Origin of the sequence: Winogradskyella immobilis (assembly GCF_021887715.1) — a bacterium.
In the GTDB taxonomy this organism is placed as follows: domain Bacteria; phylum Bacteroidota; class Bacteroidia; order Flavobacteriales; family Flavobacteriaceae; genus Winogradskyella; species Winogradskyella immobilis.
Genome location: NZ_JAIQXX010000014.1, coordinates 47,437 through 69,802, shown reverse-complemented (window position 1 = coordinate 69,802; position 22,366 = coordinate 47,437). Strand labels below are relative to the sequence as shown.

The window sequence follows — 22,366 nt, the reverse complement described above, 5'->3', positions numbered from 1 at the left end:
AAGGGATAAGTAATAAGGGATAAGTAATAAGGGATAAGTAATAAGGGATAAGTAATAAGGGATAAGTAATAAGGGATAAGTAATAAGGGATAAGTTATAAGTTAAAAAGCATAAGTAAAAAAGGATTAGTAAAAAATTTAATTTCACCTAACACCTAACACCTAACACCTAACACCTAACACCTAACACCTAACACCTAACATGTCACACTGAGCTTGTCGAAGTGCCTAACACCTAACATGTCACACTGAGCTTGTCGAAGTGCCTAACACCTAACTAAAGATCTTCCCTAAAGAAAATAGCATTCATTAATAACTTATTAGTCCCATACCAAAATGCTCTAAAATTGGTGTTGTCTGTAAATCCAACAATAGTACCTCTACCTATATTACCTATTTTAAGCGGTACTGTATTGGCAAGACTATCTAAATTAGGTTTTGATATATAACCGCTTAATAATGGGTTTTTTGTGTACTGAATAGGATTGTCGTAACTATTTTTATTAGGCTCAACAAATAAAGTGGTATTTCTAAACATAGCTAGTTTATCATTTTTATATCCAAAATTGATAGGGTGAGAACGATCTAATTTAGTTTCAAAAATAGCACCACCAATAACTTGTGCGCCTCTAAAATTGCCTTGCTGTTCGTGTGTAATGTTTTTTGCTGTTAGACTACTGTTCTTAAACTTAATATTCATAAGTTTTCGATTGTTCAACCAACGCATTGCATTACGGTATGCGACTAAAGTGCCACCATCTCTGAGCCAAGCTTGTAATTTCTTTGTGTTATTTTCATTAACACCAGAAAAAGAATTCACCATAATAATAGTATTATAACGACTTAAATCTGCTCTTGCAAAACTCTTAGTATCTAATTTTGTTACTGTAATATCATAGCGTGTATCTAATAAGTGCCATATTTCACCAGCATCATAAGACGTTATACCATCACCAACTAATAAGGCAATTTTAGGTAACTCTAAAGCTCTAAAATTATTACTTCCTAAATCAATACCATTAGTTAATCCTGTGCCAACAGCATCTACATTGACATAACTCTCTTTAGCAAGTTGATTTAATACAGTAAACAATTTGTCTGATGATATATCTTGATTCTGAGCCGGAATCATTATGGTACCATAATCGTATTGTTTGCCATTAGTACTAAATTGTTTCTGACTTGCTTTAGCTCTAATTCCTTTATTTAAAAGACTGTATAAAAATTTAGGTGAATAATACTCGTGCCATTCCATAAGATAAGCATAGTTACTCTTAGCGTTAACTCCACCAGTTTTGTGCTGTAAGTTAGAAACAACTGCTCCAGCATTAGACGTAGTTGTTTCTGCGTGATCTAGATTAAAGGCTAAAGGAAAAGACCAAGCAGAGATATCATAAAATAAACTGTCTTGAAACTTTGTGCGCTTTTCAAACATAGCATTAATTAAACGCGTATTGTTCTGGTTTTTAGGAACAACATAACTATGACCTTTAGTGTATTTTTTTCCATTAAGTGTAATATCATTTTTCACTTCATGGAACGTAATATTGTGTCTTTTTAATATCTCTGCTAAATGATAGGTTTTAGCTGCATCTTTTTCGTCACCAAAAATAATAGCCTTATTACCTTGTTTAGCACCTTCATTTCTAGCATTTTTATAAAAATCAGATTGGTATTTTAAAATTTCACCTCGCATATTATTCGCTGCTTCTAATGTAGATAATGCTGCAGTAAATTGATTTCGTATCGTAAACGGAAACGTTAATAGTCCATTTGCACTTTCTTGTACATGTCCACGAGAACTCGCTTGTTCAAATAAAATACCTATACTTCCATTAATATCTGGAAACGTAGAACCTTTTCCGTAATAAAAGTCATCATAACTCTCTTCTGAATAATATAGAGAACCGATTTTATCTAGAGCTTTGGCATGAAAAGCACCAATGTTTTTTGTAAGTTCTTGGTTTAATTTTGGTGTTAATGGATGTGTACGCGATGGAATTCCTGGTTGAAAAAAGAAGGTGGAATTTGTGCCCATTTCATGGTGATCCGTTAAAATGTTAGGCATCCATGCATGAAACGTTTTGATACGTACTCTAGATTCTGGTAATTGTACAGGTAACCAATCTCTATTCATATCAAACCAATAATGATTGGTTCTTCCTCCAGGCCATACCTCGCTATATTCTCTATCGTTTGGATCTGGATTTAGGTTTTGACTTCGGTTTGTATTAGCCCAATATGCAAAACGTTGTAAACCATCAGGATTAAATGAAGGATCAAAAAGTATAACAGTATTGTCTAGCATATCATCAATTTTAGAACCTTCAGCTGCTGCTAAATAATAAGCTGCTACTATACCTGCATTTGCGCCACTAGGTTCATTACCATGTATAGAAAACCCTTGGTAAACAACTATTGGTCGATCTCCAGAAAATGTATTTGTTGTTGTGGCATCAACATGCGCTTTTTGTATAGCATTAATGTTTTGATGATTTTTAGGTGATGTTATTGTCATTAATAATAATGGACGATCTTCAAAGGTTTTACCTCTGTTTTCAATAGTAATTCTATCAGAAGCTTCAGCTAATGCGTAAGCGTATTGCACTAACTTATCATGGGTGATATGCCATTCTCCAACCTCATGACCAATAACGCTTTGTGGCGTTGGTATATTTGGATTGTATTGTACATCTGTAGGAAGATAATATGATAAATCAACATCAGACTGAGAGAATAGTGTAGATGTTGCTAAAACGAATATTAATAAAAAACGTTGCATATATATTAGAAGTTAGTTAAGGTATAAAAGTAAAAAAAACCGTTACACTAGTAACGGTTTTTCATTATAATTTAACAATCAAAATTGTTATATATCTTCAAAATTGACATCTGTAAAATTTTCTGGAGTATCAATTTTAGAATCCTCTACAGTTTTTGCTTCATTGGCCTGAAATTCATCACTCTCACGTTTGTAATCTTTCTGGTGTCTTTCGCTTATAACTTCAGTACCTTTTTCATTAATAACATAATCTGTCATTTCTCCTAAGATGTCTCTAAACTCTACAAAATCTTCTTTGTACAAATAGATTTTGTGTTTTTTATAATGAAACGATCCATCATCATTTGTAAACTTTTTACTTTCTGTAATAGTTAGGTAGTAATCACCTGCTTTTGTTGCACGTACATCAAAAAAATAAGTGCGTCTTCCAGCACGTAATACTTTTGAAAAAATCTCTTCCTTATCCATCATTCCGTAATCACTCATAACGCAATTGTAATTTTTTTTATTTCAATTCAAAAATCTAAAAAAAAAGCAAACTAACCAACAAATTATTAGATTTCTTTTTCTGAACGTTGTTTAATACATAGATCTTTATAATAACCTTCTGTTTCTGTTAGACTTGCGTGGGTTCCTGTTTGAATAATCCTACCTTCATCTAAAACTATAATATGATCTGCATTTTTAGCAGATGATACTCTATGACTAACTATTATAGTTGTTTTATCTTTAGATACTCGATTTAAATTTGTTAAAATTTGTTCTTCGGTTTCAGTATCTACAGCAGATAAACAATCGTCAAATAGTAAAATGTCTGGAGATTTAATAATAGCTCGAGCTATAGATATACGTTGTTTTTGACCTCCTGAGAGTGTAATGCCACGCTCACCCAAAACGGTGTTATAGCCATCTTTAAAATCATTAATATTGGAATGTACTTTTGCATTTTTGGCGGCTATTATAACATCATCATCGGTAGCATTTTCTTTTCCAAATTTTATATTGTTCTTTATGCTATCTGAAAATAAAAATGCGTCTTGCGGTACATAACCAATACTTTCTCTTAAACTGTTCAAATTTAAAGCACCTATTAAAGTAGAACCAATAGTTATTTCACCTTTATTTATATCATATAATCTTCCAATGAGATCTAGAATGGTAGATTTTCCAGAGCCTGTTTTTCCTAAAATAGCTAGTGTTTTTCCTGCTTCAATATTAAAACTTACATTTTTGAGTGCATTAATGTTAGTATCTGGATATGTAAATGATACATTATTAAAATTAATACTCCCTTCAATAACAGAAGGTATTTCGATATTATTTTTAATTTCAGGTTCTTGTTTTAAAAATTCATTAATACGCTTTTGAGAAGCTTCGGCCTGTTGCACTAAATTAGTAACCCATCCAATCATTGCAACAGGAAATGTTAGCATGTTAACGTAGATTAAAAACTCAGCAATAGTACCAATATCTTTAATTTTTCCATTTATATATAATGTTCCACCAACGTAAGCTACTATAAGAGTACTAATACCAATGAGTAATATCATTAAAGGAAAGAATAGAGCTTGTATTTTGGTTAAATCGATTTGTTTCTCACGGTTTTCAGACGATAATATTTCAAAACTATGATTGGTCGGGCTTTCTATGCTATAAGATTTAATTACTGAGATACCACTAAAATGTTCTTGAGTAAATGAAGACAATTTAGATAATGACTCTTGTACTATTCGACTACGTTTATTTATAACTTGACTAATCTTATAGATAGCTATCGATAAAATAGGTAATGGTAATACTGTGTATAAGGTGAGTTCGGGAGATCTGCTATACATATATATAAGAGCGACGACAAATAAAGTAATCATATTCATCGTATACATAATTGCAGGACCAACATACATACGTACCTTGCCAACATCTTCACTTATTCTATTCATTAAATCGCCAGTTCTATTGGCTTTATAAAAGCTTAAAGAGAGAATTTGGTAGTGCTTGTAGATTTCATTTTTGAGATCAAATTCAATAAAACGAGAAACATTAATAATAGTTTGACGCATTAAAAATGTAAAAATACCAGCAAGTATAGCTGCACCTATAAGATAAAGGATGTTTATAAATAATTGACTTTCAAAAACCTCTTGTGTAATTTTTCCATTTATGCGGTCAGAAACTACATTTATTGAGGAGCCAATTAAACGAGGTGTAAATAATGCAAATACTTTTGCAATAATTGTAATAAAAATACCGACAATAAGTCGATATCTATATTTATAAAAGTATTTATTTAAGTGTTTTAATGCTTTCATTCAAAAAAATGGATAAGACAAATCTATTGACATAATCTTATTTTAGCGTTAATATTTTGCTAATCCTCTAATTATACTTTATTTTTGCACGCTGTTTTTAGAGAATCTTCAAACAGAATAAAAATCATAATAGAGATGATAACAGACGTAATTGATACAAAAACACTTGCGAAGGTTGATCCTGTTTTTGGGCAACTTTCTTTCGATGACCACGAACAAGTGGTTTTTTGCAACGACAAAGATACTGGTTTAAAAGCAATAATAGGAATACATAATACAGTTTTAGGACCTGCTTTAGGAGGTACTAGAATGTGGAACTACAATAACGAATGGGAAGCACTAAATGATGCTTTACGTTTGTCTCGAGGTATGACTTTTAAATCTGCTATAACAGGACTTAACTTAGGTGGAGGCAAAGCAGTTATTATCGGTGATGCTAAAACGCAAAAGACTCCAGAATTAATGAGACGTTTTGGTGAGTTTGTACATTCTTTAAGTGGAAAATATATTACGGCTGAAGATGTAGGTATGACTACTGAAGATATGGATACGGTAAGAGATGTAACTCCTTATGTTACTGGAATTTCAGAAAGTAAAGGTGGAGCAGGAAATCCTTCGCCAATAACCGCTTATGGTGTGTTTATGGGTATGAAAGCTGCTGCCGAATTTAAATATGGTTCTAATATTCTTGAAGATAAAAATGTATTTGTTCAAGGTATAGGTAATGTTGGTGAAGTTTTAGTTGAGCATTTGGTAAATGAAGGAGCGCGTGTTACTATAAGTGATATAAGCCAAGAACGCTTAGAAGAAGTTCGAGATAAGTATGGAGCTACTATATATACTGGGAACGATATATATAGCGAAGCGATGGATATCTATGCTCCTTGTGCTTTAGGAGCTACAGTTAATGATGAGACCATACATAAATTACAAGCTAAAATTATTGCCGGAGCAGCAAATAACCAATTAGCTAGCGAAGATAGGCACGGAGCTTTATTACAAGAAAGAGGTATTGTTTACGCGCCTGATTTTTTAATTAACGCAGGTGGAATCATTAATGTGTATGCTGAGTTAGAGAATTACGGACGTCAGGAGATTGTGCGTAAAACAGAAAATATTTATAACACAACATTAGAAATATTAAACGATGCTAAAACTAATGGTGTAACTACTAATGTTGCAGCACTTAATATTGCTAAAAATCGTATTGCAGCTCGTAAAAGAGAAAATGCAAAATAATTTTTTTCAGCAATAAATAATAGTATTTTTGCGAGGTGAAATCGTTACGATTTCACCTTTTTAATATAATTAAGTTCTTTATATATGCTAAACCGAAGACACATTCGTATTAAAGTTATGCAATCTTTATTTGCCTTTAAAGGCACAGAGAGTGATAATTTTTCAAAAGATGAAAAATTTTTATTGCATAGTATAGATAGCATGTATGAACTTTACTTGGCAATTATGGCTTTATTGGTGGAAGTCCATAAAAAAGCCAATTCTAGATTAGATTTATCACAAAAGAAACTATTAGCTACGCAAGACGATATTAATCCCAATCGTAAATTTGCAGATAATACAGTGTTGCAATTTATTAGTAGTAATACATTATTAAATTCTACTATTGAAAAGCGAAAACTTAATTATTGGCATTTAGATTTTGAGTATGTAGACCTTATTTATAAAGCTATTTTAGAGAGCGATCTTTATAAAGAGTATATGGCTAAAGGCCCATCAACACTAAAAGAAGATAAAGATTTTATTATTGATGTGTATACCGAGATTATAGCTCCTAACGATAAGTTATTCGATTTTTTTGAAGATAAACGCATTACTTGGGTAGATGACTTGCCAGTGGTTAATACAGCAATGCTAAAATTATTTACAAAATTAAAATTAACTAAACCTGAAACTTTTTTACTTCCAGATTTATATAAAGATGATGAAGATCGTGTTTTTGCTATAGATTTATTAAATAAGACACTTTTAAATCAAACAAAGTATTATAAAGAGATAGCAGAGAAAACAACCAATTGGGATGCAGATCGTTTGGCCAGTTTAGATGGTGTTTTATTACAAATGGCACTCTGCGAATTTCAAAAATTTCCTTCTATACCAGTAAAAGTAACGATTAATGAATATTTAGAAATCGCTAAAGAATATTCAACACCAAAGAGTAGTATTTTTATTAATGGAGTGCTAGATAAAATCGTTAAAGAATACAAATCTAATAATATACACAACAAAGTTGGTAGAGGTTTAATGTAGACTTGAGCCTTTAAACACTTCGTTTTTAATACTATAAATCTGTTAAAGAATCTTCTAAAAGTTTTATTTTAGAGTAAATAATTACTACATTTAACCCCAGAAAACAATAATCTACTTATTAATTAAAAAAGAATAAAAATGAAAAAACTTATTTTAGGTCTTAGTGCATTATCAATGATTGCATTTACATCTTGTAAAGAAGACGCGGCAAGTAAAGTGAATACTAATAATGTAGCAGCAGCTGCAGAAAGAGACGCTAATGCAGGAGAGTTTCCTGCTATTTCGTTTGATAAAGAACTACATGATTTTGGTACTATTGAAAATGGTACTCCAGTACAAACTGTATTTAAATATACAAATACAGGAAAAAGTCCTTTAGTAGTAAGTAATGTTAAAAGTACTTGTGGATGTACAGTACCTAGTGATTATACTAAAGAAGTTGCGCCAGGTGAAACAGGTCAATTCACAGTAGAATTTAATGGTAAAGGAAATGGTAACAAAGTGTCTAAAACCATTACAATGACGACGAATACGGCAAAAGGTAATGAGCAAGTAAGAATTTCTGCTTTTGTTGAAGCTGATCCTAATGCAGCTCAACCAGCTAACGCTACACCACAATCAATCCTTACACAGCCAGCTACAAAAACAAGTACGCAGCCAGGTCACGAAGGTCATAACCATAACTAAAAAAACGTAAACGTTTAATGGGAGAATTAAATACGTTTTTGCCCTTCATAGCCATGTTTGCGGTAGTGTATTTTTTTATGATTGCGCCTCAAAGAAAGCGTATGAAACAAGAAAAAACATTTGCAGCTGAGTTAAAACGTGGAGATCGTGTAATAACTAAAAGTGGAATGCACGGTAAAGTTGCAGAATTGAATGATAAAGATAATAGCTGTGTAATTGAAACATTAGCTGGAAAAATTAAATTCGACAGATCTGCGATTTCTATGGAGATGAGTAGAAAACTAAATGCACCAGAAGCTAAAAAATAGCACTGATAATAAATACAATAAAAGCCGTTTCATTAATTTGAAACGGCTTTTTTAATTAAAGAACTAAGTTTTATTTGTCATTCCTGCGAAATTAATATTAATTGATTGTTTCTTATCTGGATTCCTGCTTTCGCAGGAATGACAACGCATTAACAATTTCTATATTTATCATTAAGCCCAATACCTTGTAATAGCATTGGAGTAATTTTTTCTAACCGAGATAGTTTTGTCGCTTCACGCTTTGCAGTTAAAATGTGTTCGCAATATTCCCGCTGTTTATAGGGCGATAGGTTTTTAAACGCTGAAGATAATTCAGCGTTAGATTGTAAAGCATTAGCTAGTAATTCTGGGATTTCAACTGCTTTACTGGCTTTCCGTTCTGGTTTTAGTTCTTTACCTGCTTTCTGATTTTCAATAGCTTCTTTTACATAATCTAAGACAATAGTTTCATTAATCTCATTGCGAGATTCAAAACGCATTTGGCGTAACGCTTTAGTTTTGCCTTCTTGTGCATTAGATAATAATTGATGTTTGTCTTTTAGAAAGACCCCATTAAAAAACCAAATCCCAAAATGCTGTTTAAAGGCCCCAAGACCAATCACATTTTTACCATTAACCGTATAAACAGGTGCACTCCATTTCAAAGTTTCTATTGCCTCTGTTTTTAAAATAATAGACCTTAATAGTTGAAGCTCTTCTTGCCAATGGCTATTAACTTCTATATATTCTTCTACGGATTTTACTTTTTTCATTCAAATATGATCCAAAATGATTATATAAATTTATTTAATACCTCTAATTGAATACGAGAGTCAATTCAAGTATATATCAACTAAGTTCGACTTATTTTTTCGCAAAGTCAAATCTCTCAATAATAGACTTGTTTTTATTCTTAAAAAAATCATAAAGGGAAGTATCTATAGTCCTATAAATAGTACCTTTTGCTCACTTTTAAACTAACGCAATTCAAAACATGAAATTTAGAGTATTACTTCTAATGGCAAGTTGTTTTTTTCTAACAAACATTGCTACACTAAATGCGCAACAAGATTATCGGAATTCGAGTCAAATTACCAGTGCATTAAAAACTTTAGCGTCTCAACATGGCTCCAAAGCGACATTAAAATCATTAACAAAAACAGAAGGAGGAAACGACATTTGGTCATTGACACTGTCTAATGGCCAACCAGATAGTAATCCTGCCATAGCTATAGTTGGTGGAGTAGATGGTGGTCACTTATTAGGCGTTGAACTTTCTGTACAATTGGCAGAAAATATTTTAACCAATCATGCGGATATATTAGAAAGAACAACATTTTATATTTTTCCTAATATGAGTCCAGATGCTACTGCGCAGTATTTTAAAACTTTAAAGTATGAACGTCATGGTAATGCCGTGAACACAGATGATGATAGAGATGGAGAAAAAGGTGAAGATGGTTACGAAGACCTTAATGGGGATAATTTAATAACTATGATTCGTGTTGCTGATCCTACAGGAGATTATAAGATGCTAGAGGAAGATAACCGTATTATGGTTAAAGCCAATACTAAAAAAGGAGAAGTAGGAGCATACAAATTATATACTGAAGGTATAGATAATGATAAAGATGGGCGTTTTAATGAAGATGGAGAAGGAGGAATAGCGTTTAATAAAAACATGAGTTTTAACTTTCCGTATTTTACAAAAGGTTCTGGTGAACATCCTGTTTCAGAAAAAGAGAACAGAGCTCTGTTAGACTTTTTATATGAACGATGGAACCTTTATAGCATTTTTACTTTTGGTCCAGCAAATAACTTGTCGTCACCATTAAAATACAATGCACAAGCAGCCAATAAACGTGTAGTGACAAGTATTTTAAAGAAAGACGAAATGTTGAATAAGTTTCTTTCAGATCGTTATAATGACATTACAAAAACAAAAGATGCTCCAGGTTCTGTGGCAAAAGGCGGTAACTTTTTTAGTTGGTCTTATTTTCATTTTGGTAAATTGGCAATGAGTACTCCAGGTTGGTGGGCTCCAAAACCAGAAGCAGATTCTTTAGTAAAGCCTTCAAAAAATAATAAGGTTAACTTTTTACGTTGGTCAGAGCAACAAGGAATGACAGATGTATTTGTAGATTGGAAAGAAATTAATCATCCCGATTTTCCTAATCAAAAAGTAGAAGTTGGTGGTATGGTTCCTTTTAAAATGACAAATCCTCCGTATAATAAGGTTAGTGCCATTGTTGAATCTCATGCTAAATTTATAGCTGAGATTTCAAAGCTTCAACCTTCAATAAAATTACAGAATTTAAAACAAGAGGCTATAGGTAACGGAATTACAAGAATAACAGTAGATGTGCATAATACAGGGTTAATTCCAACACATACTGAGATGGGAGACCGATCGCGTTGGTTACGCCAAATTAATGTAGATATTAAATTAGGGAACAATCAAGAGCTAATTTCAGGAAGGAAGCATCAGTTAATTAACACTATTGCAGAAGATAGTTCAGTACAATTGACTTGGCTTATTAAAGGTAAAGGCTCGTTAAATTTAACTGCTGGCGCACCACATACAGGAACCGATAATGCATCTATCAACTTAAAATAAATCATTATGAAATCTTATATATATATCATATTAGCCGTTCTTTTTATAATACCATTATCGGCTGTAAGTCAAACATCAGAAGATATTTTTAGAGCTGTTGGAACTCCACATAACCCTAAAGTTCAGATCGCATTTAATAAATACTATACTTCAGAAGGTTTAGCTGCATTAGGAAAAAAAATAGCAGACGCACATCCTAACTTAGTAAAGCGCCAGTCTATAGGGAAATCGACAAAGGGACGAGATATTTGGATGTTAGCTATTACAGATTATTCTGTTGGTGATGCAGATCGTAAACCTGCATTTTATGTAGATGGAAATATTCACTCTAACGAAATACAAGGTGGTGAAATTTGCACGTATACGGCTTGGTATCTAACCGAAGGTTATAAGGATATTGATTATGTGAAAAATATGCTTAGAGATCGTATATTTTACATTGTACCGACGATTAATCCAGATGCACGTAACGATTTTATGAAAGAAGCGAATACAGCACATAGTCCAAGAGCAGGTTTAATTGCTTTAGATGACGATAGTGATGGTTTGTTTGATGAAGATGGTTACGACGATTTAGATGGTGACGGTTCTATAACACAAATGCGTCGTAAAAATGATAATGGTAATTTTATTTTAGATCCTAAAGATCCTCGGAAAATGATTCAGATTGGACCAGATGATATTGTAACCGCGCAGCGTTATGAGTTTTTAGGTTCTGAAGGTATTGATAACGATGGAGATGGACGTATTAATGAAGATACATATGGATATTACGATCCTAATAGAGATTGGGGTTGGAAATGGCAACCAGACTACGTACAACGAGGTGCTTATAAATATCCATTTTCTGCACCAGAAACTAGAGCAGTTGCAGATTTTGTAAAGGCACATCCAAATATTGCAGGAGCTCAAAGTTTTCATAATTCTGGTGGAATGATTTTACGAGGACCAGGAGCTGAAGAAGATTTAGCGACCTACAATAGAGCAGATGTTAGAATATATGACGCTATTGGTAACAAAGGAGCTGAGTTGCTTCCTGGATACCGCTATTTAACCGTATATAAAGATTTGTATTCTGTTTTTGGAGGTGAATTGGATTGGTTCTATGGTGGAAGAGGCATCTATACATTTACTAACGAAATCTTTACAAATTATGCCTATTATAAGAAAAATGGAGGTGGACAAGATGTACGTTATAATGCCGAGCGCGATTTATTACTGGGAGATGGATTTACCATGTGGAAATCATTTAATCATCCAACCTATGGAGAAGTTGAAATCGGAGGATTTAAAAAGAATTTTGGTAGAGCTACACCAGGATTTTTATTAGAAGAAGAATGTCACCGTAATATGGTGTTTACATTTTACCATGCGTATCATATGCCAAATATATCTGTAGATAAGATTACTAAGAAGTCTCTTGGTGGTGGTTTAACAGAAGTAACGGCTATTATTAAAAATGATCGTTTAATGCCGACACATGCGAGTCAAGATCTAAAATATAAGATTGAGCGTCCAGATTTTATTTCATTGTCTGGTGGCAAGGTAATAGCAGGAATGATTGTTAATAATGACGATTTTAATGTGACTACAGAACAAAAAGTGAATCCTGAAAAGTTGCGAATAAATAATATTAGTGGTAACAGTACTGTAAAAGTACGTTGGATTGTAAAAGGCGGAAATAACTACAAAGTTACTGTAGATAGCGCAAAAGGTGGATTAGTGAGTAAATCACTTTAAAACGCTAATGTCAGATTGAGCGTAGTCGAAATCCATATATTCTCAACTACGCTCAAATTGACAGTAATTTATATTAAGAATTCACTTCGAAATTAATACCGTTTTTAACTGTATTAACAGAAATACAACCTTGTTCAGCAATCTGTAATAATTTAGAGAATTCTTCAGGATGGCTACATTTATCATGTGAGACATTCAATGAAATATCTGTAAACCGTTTAGGAAGTGTTTCACTTAATTCTGCGGATACGGTAACACTAAGACCGTCTATTTGTATATCTCTCGCAATGGCAGCAGCAAATAAAGTGCTGCAAAAACAACCACCTACACCTGCTAACATGTATTGTCCACCCATTAAGCCTTTTCCATTTCCGCCTTTAGATACAGGTCTATCGATAGTAATATTAAATTGATCATGTTGTAGTTCTACTGAAGTTTCAGAATTCTGATGTAATTGTATTTTTATCGTTGGCATACGTTATTTTTTATAAATTTATTTAATTATACTATTAATATCTTTAGTAGTTTCTTCTTCTTTTTTAGGATATAATTTTGAAAAAATCCACCCAAATAGCATAGCAACTACAAAGGAGGGAGCAAGAACATCTAATGCTACAAAATAATCTCCTACACTTTCCATATTCTGAAACACAAACTTAACAACAATAACAGATATAAATCCAGAAATCATAGAAGCAATTGCACCTTTTTCAGAATAGTCTTTCCAAAATAAGCTGAGAATAATAACAGGGCAGAATGTAGCAGCAATACCAGACCAACCAAAGATAATAACCCAAAATACTTGCCGATCTGGAGATACTAGTGCTATTGTCATAGCAATACCTAAAGCTACAATAGCCATAATAATAGTAACAATACGAGAAATCTTGGTAAGCTCGTTATCTTTTAAATCTGGACGAAATATTTTCTGATAAAAATCTCTAGTAATAGCGCTAGAAGCAATAATAAGTAAAGAATCTATGGTAGACATAATAGCGGAAAGGACTATAGCGATATAAATAGCTACAACAATATAAGGCAGAAAATTTTCCGTCATAACATTTAAAACATCAGTAGCTCCAGTTCCAAAAACAGTTTCAGGATCTTGTCCTGTTTCCGTAAATAATACTCTGGCTAAAACCCCAATAGTTACTGCTGCAGCATCGGTAAGTAATGTAAATACAATAGCTACCCATTTGCCTTTATCGATTTCAGCTTCATTTTTTATAGACATAAAACGTACATAAACTTGTGGGGAGCCTAAAAAGCCAAGACCTATCATAGAGAAACCAAGAATAGTAAAGACATTCATCCATACATCATCATTACCTCCCCAAATATTTGTAAGCGCTGGATCTATAGTATGTAAACCTTGCACTATAGATTGTCCATGATCCATAGAGAACCAAACGACAATAGGAAGCAGAATAAGGCCAAAAAACATGAGTAAGCCTTGAAACAAGTCTGACCAAACTGCTGCTACAAAACCACCAAAAAAGATATAGATAAGAACGATAAAAAAACCAATTAAAGCTCCAGCAAAATAATTGATGCCAAGAAAGGATTCAAAAGCAATACCAGTAGCATCAATTTGAGAACTCACATATATAATAACAAAAATGGAAAGTACAGAGGCTGCAAGGATTCTTAGAGTATGCGTTGTAGACTTAAAATGGCTTTGTAAATAATCAGGTACAGTAATAGAGCCATAGGAATCAGATTGCCGTTTAAAGCGTTTTGCCATAAAAAACCAGGATACAAAGACACCTAATAATTCACCTAAAACGACCCAATAAGCAGATAGTCCTGCAATAGCGCCCATGCCCGTTAAACCAATTAATAACCAACCAGATTCTCCTGTTGCTCTTGCCGAAAATGCTACAGCCCAGAATCCCATTTTTTTACCACCGACATAAAAATCACTCATGCCTTTAATACGACGAGAAGCTACAATACCAATTAAAAATAATATAGAAACATAAATTGCAAGTACTATGATTTTAGTAGCCATGGTGGTTTAGTTAGATTAAAACAAAGGAATTATTTTTTCAAGGTCGGTTATTTATATTGTAATATCAAATGTGATTTGATAAAATGATTCTTTAGAAAAATATAGAAATTACAAGGAAGCTTTATAACTACAGTTGATTAAGATTAACCCAATCCAAAAACATCTTACCTTTTTAATGTAAAATGTCCTGAAAAAACAATTTCATCATTTAGTTTTGCACTAAACCAATAATCATTTGTTGGCATGTAAGTACCTTTATACATTCCATCCCAACCGATATCAGTATGTGATAGCTCAGTTATCAACTTCCCATATCTATCATATATTGATATTTTTGAATTAGGAAATCTACTAACACCTCTAATTTGCCAAAAATCATTAACTCCATCATTATTTGGTGTAAAGAATTTAGGATAGTCTACTAAGACAACTTCTTTTGTATCTTCACCGCAACCTTCTTTATCTCTTACAGATACAGTATATATTCCACCTCTAATGTTCTCAAATATATTACTGTCTTGATAATTTATACCGTCTATAGAATACTCAAAATCGCCATCTCCAGTAACTATTATTTCAATAAAATTATTCCCTAACTCACCTTGGTTTACTTGAAGAATCTCTGGTAGAGTAGAGCGAATCAATTCAAATGAAAATGAATTTTCACATACAATTCCATTTTCTAGTTTAGTAATTGTTAATGTATAAATACCTTGTTCAATTATTTCTGCTGAGTTACTAGAAGAAATAGAAGGGCCACCTTCATAAACCCAATCATAAGAATTATAATTCGGATCTACAGATAAGTTAATTGAAGGATCTAGATTACATATAGAATATGTTTCTTCCAGATTTATTTCAGGTAGAGGATTAACTATTAAATTAAACTCTGTTTCAGAATAGCATTGATTGTTAGTCTCATTTTCTACTCTTACAATTATTTTTTGATTCCAAGCTTCTGTATTCAGAAAATTTGTGGAAACGAAATTAGAGATAGTGTTACCATTTATATCGAGATATGTTATTGATAATCCAGATTGATTACCTATAATTTCATTTTCTATATTAGATGTGTCAAAATTCGCAAACCCATTATCCTCATCACAGGCATATATGCTTGTAGGAGTATTAATTTGCGGTTGAGATGAAGTTCTTAATGTTAATAGTGTTTCACTAAAACAATTAGTAGATGTGTTAGTAATTCGTACTGTTAATGTTTCTATATTATTTGTAGAGTTAGTATAAGGATTTGGTAAAGGACTAGGTAATATATTCCCTGAACTGTCAAAATATGATACTTGAACTCCTGTTTGGCTGCCTATAACGTCAGATTCTATATGTGATGTATCAAAGTATTCTGAAATCCCATCATTATTATCGTCACATCCAACTATATCTGATAATGGGTTTGCTATTGGAGTAGGGTTAACGATTAATTTAAAAGTGGATTCTACATGACAAGAGGTGTTGGTATTTATAGTTCTAATAGTTATGTTCTCTTCATTTATTACATTATTACTTATAAAATTCAGAGGTTCTTGAATTAGAGAACCATCTTCGTAGTAAAATTCCACATCTATATTAGTTTCATTTTCTAAAATTGATGTTTTTACTTGTTCTAGATCAAATAGAGCAAAACCATCATTATCATTATCACACTCATTTAAATCTATCACAGAAGTTAAGTTAGGTAATTTATTGACTATTAAATCAAAACTGATTTCTGAATAACAACACTGATTATTATCGTGAGCAACTCTTACTACAATAGTTTCTCTATCTATTACAGTGTTAGTGAACCCATTAGGTAAGGAATCATATTCGTTACCACTACCATCTATAAAAGTTATAACAATATCAGTTTGATTACCAACAATCTCTTGAGTAATATTTGAAAGATTAAAAGAAGAGGAAAACCCTGATCCGAAATTATCTTCACAAGCATGTACATTTTCTATCCCAAAAGCCTCTGGCGGCTCAATAACATTGATAGTTTCAGTTATAGTTTCTGTGTTTCCATTTATATCTGTTACTAATGCTGTTATAATATAGATTCCATCTTCAGAAAAATCATGAAAAGGGCTTAAATCTAATGATGTATTACTAGTTCCAGAATTTGGATCTCCAAAATTCCATTGAACTGAGGCTAGATTAGAAGGGTTTGTTATACTAAATTCTTTAAAAAATTCAGAGCATATATTAGAAATATTCATTTGAAAAGTATTAGTCAAATGATTAACACTTCCTGTTACATTTATATAGAAATTAGCATTAGGTTGACCAAATTCAGCAGTAGAAACATATTCATTATTGTCAAAGGTGGTACCACCGGCTACATTAGTACAACTTCTTTGCCAAGATATGTCATTATCTTGAGTAGAACCTGCTATGAATGCAATACCATCTCCAGAAACAATGCCTTTATGTACCTCTACTAAAATTTTTTCAACATCAGAAGGAACCAGTATGGGGGTTTCAAAGTCTACTTGTATAATTTGAGAATTACGCCTTATGTTTGAAGAAATAGTCTGATATTGACTACTCCCTATTAAATCTGATTCTGAAAATGAATTAGGAAAGTTATCGTCTATTTTATAAACATTAAAACTAATTTCTGGCAAATAACCTGTTTTATTTATTCCAACTTGACCAGAGTTTATAGTGAATTTTTCATCAGTTGAAATTCCAAAATCTGCTAATGTAAATGTTCGAGCCCAATAAATAAATGAGGACGAACAAGAATGTATATCTGTTTCTATAATATCATCACATAAATTATGAGTTAATCTTGTTGTTGAACCTAAATTGTTTACATTAAACTTTTCACCAGTAACATTTATATAAAAATTGGCATTAGGAACTGAAGGGGATAAATTAGAAGTTGGAGTTAAGCGAAAAGTATCTTCACAACCTTTATACCAAGAAACATCTGTGTCCTCTTGAGTTCCAGCAATAAAAATTTTTGCAGATGATGTATTGTTGAAATCCTCAATTTTATCAATAGATACCATAATTCTTTCAATACCAGCTGGTATTATAATTGGCTCATCAAAATTAACCTGTACAACTTCCGGTTCATTTAAAACAGGAGACCTACCCATTGGACGACTACCTATTAAATTACTAGAGAATGGTGTATCAGAAAGATTGGGGAAATTGTTGTCTGCATTATAGACCCTTAAAAACAGGTAGGCTCCATCATTAGATTCACTTAATCCTATTTGACTAGATGTAATCATAAATTGCTCATTAGGTAAAATACCATAATCAGACAGTTTAAATACACGAGACCAACTTTCATCAGTTTCACAAGAAAACATGTCTGTCTTAATAGGGGTATTACCTATATTATGACTCAGAATAACTTGTGCATTAGAATTATATATTGTAATAATTAACAACACAAACATTATATTTCTTAGTCTACAATGCATAATTATAATATTTTTAAAAGATACTTTTTTTCGAATATTGGATTATATCTATTGATTTTAAGAGCAAAAAAGCTAATAAGTATTAATATTAGTTAATATCAATGAATTATTAAAATTTATTTTTTTTAGCCGTCAATTCCGCAATCTTACAAATGACCTCAGTTGCTTTAATCATACTTTCAACAGGAACATATTCATACCGACCATGAAAATTATGTCCACCAGCAAAAATATTAGGGCAAGGTAAACCCATGTAAGACAATTGAGATCCGTCAGTGCCACCTCTAATGGCTTTTATTAAAGGTGTAATACTTAATTGTTTCATAGCTTCTTCAGCAATATCTACAATATGCATTACGGGTTCTACTTTTTCTTTCATATTAAAGTATTGATCTTTAATTTCAATTTCAAAAATAGATTTACCATACTTTTTGTTTAAATCATCTACTACATTTTGCATTAAAGCTTTACGAGCTTCAAACTTAGAAAGATCATGATCTCTAATAATATACTCTAAAGTGGTTACTTCAACAGAACCTTTAATATCATATAGATGGAAAAACCCTTCATAACCTTCAGTATGTTCAGGCACTTCTTGTTTTGGTAAAGCATTAATAAATTCTGTAGCATGGTACATACTATTTACCATTTTTCCTTTTGCATAGCCAGGGTGTACAATTTTTCCGTTGACTTTTACAATTGCTCCTGCGGCATTAAAATTTTCGTATTCTAATTCACCAATTTGACTACCATCCATAGTATATGCCCATTCTGCTCCAAATTTTTCAACATCAAACTTGTGCGCACCACGACCAATTTCTTCATCTGGTGTAAAGCCGACTTTTATAGTGCCGTGTTTAATTTCTGGATGTTGTATTAAATACTCCATAGCACTCATAATTTCAGTAATTCCAGCTTTATCATCAGCTCCTAAAAGTGTAGTGCCATCTGTTGTGATTAATGTTTGCCCTTTATATAGAAGTAAGTCTTCAAAATAATCTGGAGATAGTACAATGTCTTGTTGAGCATTTAAAACCAGATCTTGCCCTTGGTAATTCTCTACAATTTGCGGATTTATATTAGCACCTGTAAAGTCAGGCGAGGTATCAAAGTGTGAAATAAAACCAATTACAGGAACATCATGATTTACATTGCTTGGTAATGTAGCCATAATGTAGGCATTCTCATCTATGCTTACATCAGTCATACCAATTGCTTTTAATTCTTCAACAAGTTTATTGGCTAAATCCCATTGTTTCTTGGTACTTGGAGTAGTATTAGAGTTGGGATCGGATTCAGTATCTATAGTAATGTAACTTATAAATCGGTCTATGAGGCGTTGTCTATGTATCATATTAAAATCAGTGTTTCTTCAAAAATAGAGAACCTAAATAGAAGCTACAAGTCTCGTTTTAGTTTCTTTTATTTTGAAAGGATTTACAGTATTTTTGCAAAGCAAAACACAGTACATGTATAAGTTATTAATCCGACCAATTTTATTCTGTTTCGATCCAGAAAAAGTACATTATTTTACATTCTCCTTAATTAGAACAATTTCAAAAATCCCGGGCTTTAAATCATTATTTAGAAACCTTTATTTGATTAATGATGAACGTTTAGAACGTCAATTATTTGGATTAACATTTAAAAATCCTGTTGGCTTAGCTGCTGGGTTCGATAAAAATGCTGTGCTTTACAAAGAACTTTCAAACTTTGGATTTGGATTTATAGAAATAGGGACAATAACTCCTAAGCCACAAGACGGAAATCCTAAAAAACGATTATTTCGTTTAAAAGAAGATTCAGGTATTATTAATCGTATGGGATTCAATAATGGAGGAGTAGAGGTTGCTGTAGAGCAATTAAAAAAGAACAAAGGAGTACTTATTGGCGGAAACATTGGTAAAAATAAAATAACACTAAACGAAAATGCTGTTGATGATTATGTCATTTGCTTTAATGCATTATTTGACTATGTTGATTATTTTGTGGTTAATGTGAGTTCACCAAATACACCTAATTTAAGAGCTCTGCAAGATAAAGAACCGCTAACGGCACTTTTAATGGAGTTGCGAAAATTAAATGTAGTTCATACTGAGCGCAGTAGAAGTGCAAAGCCAATACTTTTAAAGATTGCACCAGATTTATCAGACGATCAATTATTAGATATTATTGAGATTGTTGCAGAAACTAAAATAGATGGAGTTATAGCTACTAACACAACAATAGCTAGAGACGACTTACAATCGTCTAATAAAAAAGAAGTTGGAGGTTTAAGTGGTAAACCTTTAACCAATAGATCTACTGAAGTGATTCGTTTCCTTTCTGAAAAATCAAACAAAGCATTCCCAATCATTGGAGTAGGAGGCATTCATTCTGTAGAAGATGCTATAGAAAAGATTGAAGCTGGCGCAGATTTGTTACAGATTTATACAGGTTTTATTTACGAAGGACCAAAACTGATAAAATCGATTAATAAAAGACTTCTTAGTGAATCGTAAAATTATATTACTTTTCTATTTTGGATTTTTAGATTAATTTAGAAGAGTGATAAACTTTAAATTCCATGCAAAATTCTCAGTTGTAATTATTATAACATTTGTATGCTTTACCATTATAGGAACGTTATCTCATGAGTTAGGACATATTCTAGTAGCTAAATCATTAGGATACGATACAAAACTGGATTATGGAAGTATGACCTATTATCCAAAAGGGTTTAATGAATTAGAAGAAGTAAAAGTACTTAAAAAACTTAATGAAACATATAAAGATGTTGACTATGAAAATTTAAGTGAAGAGGTAAAGGATAAATATAAGAGACTTCAAAGTGTAATAAATAGTAAATATAATTATGGAGAAAATGATAGTTTATTAGTGAGCATTGGTGGTCCAGCACAAACTATTTTAACCTGTTTTATTGGACTATTGATTCTATATCTAAGACGAAAAATAGTAGATTTTAAAATTATAGATTGGCTCGGTGTTTTTCTATCACTTTTTATTCTTAGAGAAGTATTCAATTATATAATGGGAATTTATGATTATTTAATTTATCCAAAATCAAATTTTAATGGTGATGAATATAGAATTTCCAGAATACTTGGTTATAATGAATGGATTATACCTTCAATAACCATGGTATTTGGATTGATGATTTCTCTTTATATTATTTTTAAAGTTATACCTCTAAAATTTCGTTTTAGTTTTATTATTTCAGGCTTAATAGGTGGCGTAGTAGGTTTCTCTGTTTGGTTTGGATTTTTAGGACGACTATTTTTTCCGATAGATTGAATTTAATTTTCAAAACCATTAGCAATACTTATCTTTGAGCTCTATGACTAACAAAGCTGTAAAACTTATTGAATGTCCTAGAGATGCTATGCAAGGCATTAAGGACTTTATACCTACAGAAAAGAAGGTGCAATACATACAATCGTTATTGCGTGTGGGCTTTGATACTATAGATTTTGGAAGTTTTGTATCTCCAAAAGCCATACCTCAAATGATAGATACTGCTGAGGTTTTGGCACAGTTAGATTTAAGTAAAACACAAAGCAAGTTATTAGCAATTATAGCTAATACTCGTGGTGCTAATGATGCATCAAAGCATGCTGAGATCGACTATTTAGGATATCCGTTTTCTATTTCAGAAAACTTTCAAATGCGTAATACGCATAAAACTATTGCACAATCGGTAGTAACTTTATCAGAAATTTTAGAGATTGCTAATGCTACTAATAAAGAAGTAGTAGTCTATATTTCTATGGGATTTGGTAATCCTTATGGTGATCCATGGAATGTTGATATTGTTGGTGATTGGACAGAACGTTTATCTAAAATGGGAGTAAAAATCTTGTCATTAAGTGATACCATAGGAAGTTCTAATCCAGAAAACATTGACTATTTATTTTCTAATTTAATCCCTGCTTATCCAACTATTGAATTTGGAGCACATTTGCATACAACACCAACCACTTGGTTTGAAAAAGTAGATGCAGCATATAAAGCAGGTTGCCATCGCTTTGATGGAGCCATTCAAGGATTTGGTGGATGTCCTATGGCAGCAGATGAACTTACAGGAAATATGCCAACCGAAAAGATGTTGTCTTACTTCACGGAAAAAAGAGTTAGTAACCTCAATGCTATGCCTTTTGAAAGTGCATATAATGAAGCTACTAAAATCTTCACGCAATACCATTAATTTTTTATTTACTCTAATTTACTTATTT

17 protein-coding genes are annotated in these 22,366 nt (G+C 32.0%); 9 read left to right on the top strand and 8 right to left on the bottom strand.

Annotation, left to right across the window (positions count from 1 at the left end):
- Window positions 1–276: 276 nt before the first annotated feature.
- The 3 genes from K8Z87_RS10705 to K8Z87_RS10695 form a co-directional block, all read right to left on the bottom strand.
- Entirely contained in the window at window positions 277–2,781 is a 2,505-nt protein-coding gene (locus tag K8Z87_RS10705; RefSeq protein WP_227477552.1) for a M14 family metallopeptidase, read from the bottom strand.
- 87 nt (window positions 2,782–2,868) lie between these two features.
- On the bottom strand, window positions 2,869–3,267 hold the full coding sequence (locus K8Z87_RS10700) for a PUR family DNA/RNA-binding protein (RefSeq protein WP_227477551.1): 399 nt from the start codon (window positions 3,265–3,267) through the stop codon (window positions 2,869–2,871).
- 68 nt (window positions 3,268–3,335) lie between these two features.
- The gene (locus K8Z87_RS10695) at window positions 3,336–5,090 is read right to left on the bottom strand and encodes an ABC transporter ATP-binding protein (RefSeq protein ID WP_227477550.1); all 1,755 of its coding nucleotides are present in this window, start codon (window positions 5,088–5,090) and stop codon (window positions 3,336–3,338) included.
- 135 nt (window positions 5,091–5,225) lie between these two features.
- On the opposite strand from K8Z87_RS10695, the gene K8Z87_RS10690 reads away from it, so the two are divergent.
- The 4 genes from K8Z87_RS10690 (at window position 5,226) to yajC (ending at window position 8,353) form a co-directional block, all read left to right on the top strand.
- Window positions 5,226–6,329, top strand: a complete 1,104-nt coding sequence (locus K8Z87_RS10690) for a Glu/Leu/Phe/Val family dehydrogenase (protein ID WP_227477549.1) — start codon at window positions 5,226–5,228, stop codon at window positions 6,327–6,329.
- Between the two features lie 117 nt (window positions 6,330–6,446).
- Entirely contained in the window at window positions 6,447–7,358 is a 912-nt protein-coding gene (gene nusB, locus K8Z87_RS10685; RefSeq protein ID WP_227477548.1) for a transcription antitermination factor NusB, read from the top strand.
- Between the two features lie 138 nt (window positions 7,359–7,496).
- Entirely contained in the window at window positions 7,497–8,045 is a 549-nt protein-coding gene (locus tag K8Z87_RS10680) for a DUF1573 domain-containing protein (RefSeq protein WP_227477547.1), read from the top strand.
- Window positions 8,046–8,062: 17 nt separating this feature from the next.
- A complete protein-coding gene (gene yajC, locus K8Z87_RS10675) occupies window positions 8,063–8,353 on the top strand; it encodes a preprotein translocase subunit YajC (protein WP_227477546.1) in 291 nt (96 codons plus the stop codon).
- Window positions 8,354–8,502: 149 nt separating this feature from the next.
- Here the strand turns inward: yajC and K8Z87_RS10670 are convergent, their stop codons facing one another.
- A complete protein-coding gene (locus tag K8Z87_RS10670; protein ID WP_227477545.1) occupies window positions 8,503–9,105 on the bottom strand; it encodes a YdeI/OmpD-associated family protein in 603 nt (200 codons plus the stop codon).
- 221 nt (window positions 9,106–9,326) lie between these two features.
- Here K8Z87_RS10670 and K8Z87_RS10665 point away from each other — a divergent pair, with 221 nt between their 5' ends.
- The gene (locus tag K8Z87_RS10665) at window positions 9,327–10,949 is read left to right on the top strand and encodes a M14 family metallopeptidase (RefSeq protein ID WP_227477544.1); all 1,623 of its coding nucleotides are present in this window, start codon (window positions 9,327–9,329) and stop codon (window positions 10,947–10,949) included.
- Window positions 10,950–10,955: 6 nt separating this feature from the next.
- Window positions 10,956–12,689: a M14 family metallopeptidase gene (locus tag K8Z87_RS10660; RefSeq protein WP_227477543.1), complete on the top strand. Its 1,734-nt coding sequence runs from the start codon at window positions 10,956–10,958 to the stop codon at window positions 12,687–12,689.
- 73 nt (window positions 12,690–12,762) lie between these two features.
- Here the strand turns inward: K8Z87_RS10660 and K8Z87_RS10655 are convergent, their stop codons facing one another.
- The 4 genes from K8Z87_RS10655 to pepT form a co-directional block, all read right to left on the bottom strand.
- Window positions 12,763–13,164, bottom strand: coding sequence for an OsmC family protein (locus tag K8Z87_RS10655; RefSeq protein ID WP_227477542.1), 402 nt, complete (start codon window positions 13,162–13,164; stop codon window positions 12,763–12,765).
- Between the two features lie 18 nt (window positions 13,165–13,182).
- Entirely contained in the window at window positions 13,183–14,700 is a 1,518-nt protein-coding gene (locus K8Z87_RS10650) for a sodium/proline symporter (RefSeq protein WP_227477541.1), read from the bottom strand.
- A gap of 164 nt (window positions 14,701–14,864) precedes the next feature.
- Window positions 14,865–18,134 (bottom strand): T9SS type B sorting domain-containing protein, encoded by a 3,270-nt coding sequence (locus tag K8Z87_RS10645; protein ID WP_227477540.1) that lies wholly within the window; start codon window positions 18,132–18,134, stop codon window positions 14,865–14,867.
- Between the two features lie 109 nt (window positions 18,135–18,243).
- Complete coding sequence (gene pepT / locus K8Z87_RS10640; protein ID WP_227477539.1) at window positions 18,244–19,488, bottom strand: peptidase T; 1,245 nt, start codon at window positions 19,486–19,488, stop codon at window positions 18,244–18,246.
- A gap of 115 nt (window positions 19,489–19,603) precedes the next feature.
- Between pepT and K8Z87_RS10635 the strand changes: the two genes are divergently transcribed.
- The 3 genes from K8Z87_RS10635 to K8Z87_RS10625 are packed head-to-tail and all read left to right on the top strand — an operon-like array spanning window position 19,604 to window position 22,338.
- A complete protein-coding gene (locus K8Z87_RS10635) occupies window positions 19,604–20,635 on the top strand; it encodes a quinone-dependent dihydroorotate dehydrogenase (protein WP_227477538.1) in 1,032 nt (343 codons plus the stop codon).
- Window positions 20,636–20,681: 46 nt separating this feature from the next.
- Window positions 20,682–21,428: a hypothetical protein gene (locus K8Z87_RS10630; protein WP_227477537.1), complete on the top strand. Its 747-nt coding sequence runs from the start codon at window positions 20,682–20,684 to the stop codon at window positions 21,426–21,428.
- A 43-nt stretch (window positions 21,429–21,471) separates the two neighbouring features.
- Window positions 21,472–22,338: a hydroxymethylglutaryl-CoA lyase gene (locus K8Z87_RS10625; protein ID WP_227477536.1), complete on the top strand. Its 867-nt coding sequence runs from the start codon at window positions 21,472–21,474 to the stop codon at window positions 22,336–22,338.
- Window positions 22,339–22,366 lie beyond the last annotated feature (28 nt).

Coding starts and splice junctions, on each gene's coding strand:
- K8Z87_RS10625 (WP_227477536.1), top strand. CDS start 21,472: ATGACTAACAAAGCTGTAAAACTTATTGAATGTCCTAGAGATGCTATG.
- K8Z87_RS10695 (WP_227477550.1), bottom strand. CDS start 5,090: ATGAAAGCATTAAAACACTTAAATAAATACTTTTATAAATATAGATAT.
- K8Z87_RS10655 (WP_227477542.1), bottom strand. CDS start 13,164: ATGCCAACGATAAAAATACAATTACATCAGAATTCTGAAACTTCAGTA.
- K8Z87_RS10665 (WP_227477544.1), top strand. CDS start 9,327: ATGAAATTTAGAGTATTACTTCTAATGGCAAGTTGTTTTTTTCTAACA.
- K8Z87_RS10660 (WP_227477543.1), top strand. CDS start 10,956: ATGAAATCTTATATATATATCATATTAGCCGTTCTTTTTATAATACCA.
- K8Z87_RS10670 (WP_227477545.1), bottom strand. CDS start 9,105: ATGAAAAAAGTAAAATCCGTAGAAGAATATATAGAAGTTAATAGCCAT.
- nusB (WP_227477548.1), top strand. CDS start 6,447: ATGCAATCTTTATTTGCCTTTAAAGGCACAGAGAGTGATAATTTTTCA.
- K8Z87_RS10690 (WP_227477549.1), top strand. CDS start 5,226: ATGATAACAGACGTAATTGATACAAAAACACTTGCGAAGGTTGATCCT.
- pepT (WP_227477539.1), bottom strand. CDS start 19,488: ATGATACATAGACAACGCCTCATAGACCGATTTATAAGTTACATTACT.
- K8Z87_RS10705 (WP_227477552.1), bottom strand. CDS start 2,781: ATGCAACGTTTTTTATTAATATTCGTTTTAGCAACATCTACACTATTC.
- K8Z87_RS10700 (WP_227477551.1), bottom strand. CDS start 3,267: ATGAGTGATTACGGAATGATGGATAAGGAAGAGATTTTTTCAAAAGTA.
- yajC (WP_227477546.1), top strand. CDS start 8,063: ATGGGAGAATTAAATACGTTTTTGCCCTTCATAGCCATGTTTGCGGTA.
- K8Z87_RS10680 (WP_227477547.1), top strand. CDS start 7,497: ATGAAAAAACTTATTTTAGGTCTTAGTGCATTATCAATGATTGCATTT.
- K8Z87_RS10650 (WP_227477541.1), bottom strand. CDS start 14,700: ATGGCTACTAAAATCATAGTACTTGCAATTTATGTTTCTATATTATTT.
- K8Z87_RS10645 (WP_227477540.1), bottom strand. CDS start 18,134: ATGCATTGTAGACTAAGAAATATAATGTTTGTGTTGTTAATTATTACA.
- K8Z87_RS10635 (WP_227477538.1), top strand. CDS start 19,604: ATGTATAAGTTATTAATCCGACCAATTTTATTCTGTTTCGATCCAGAA.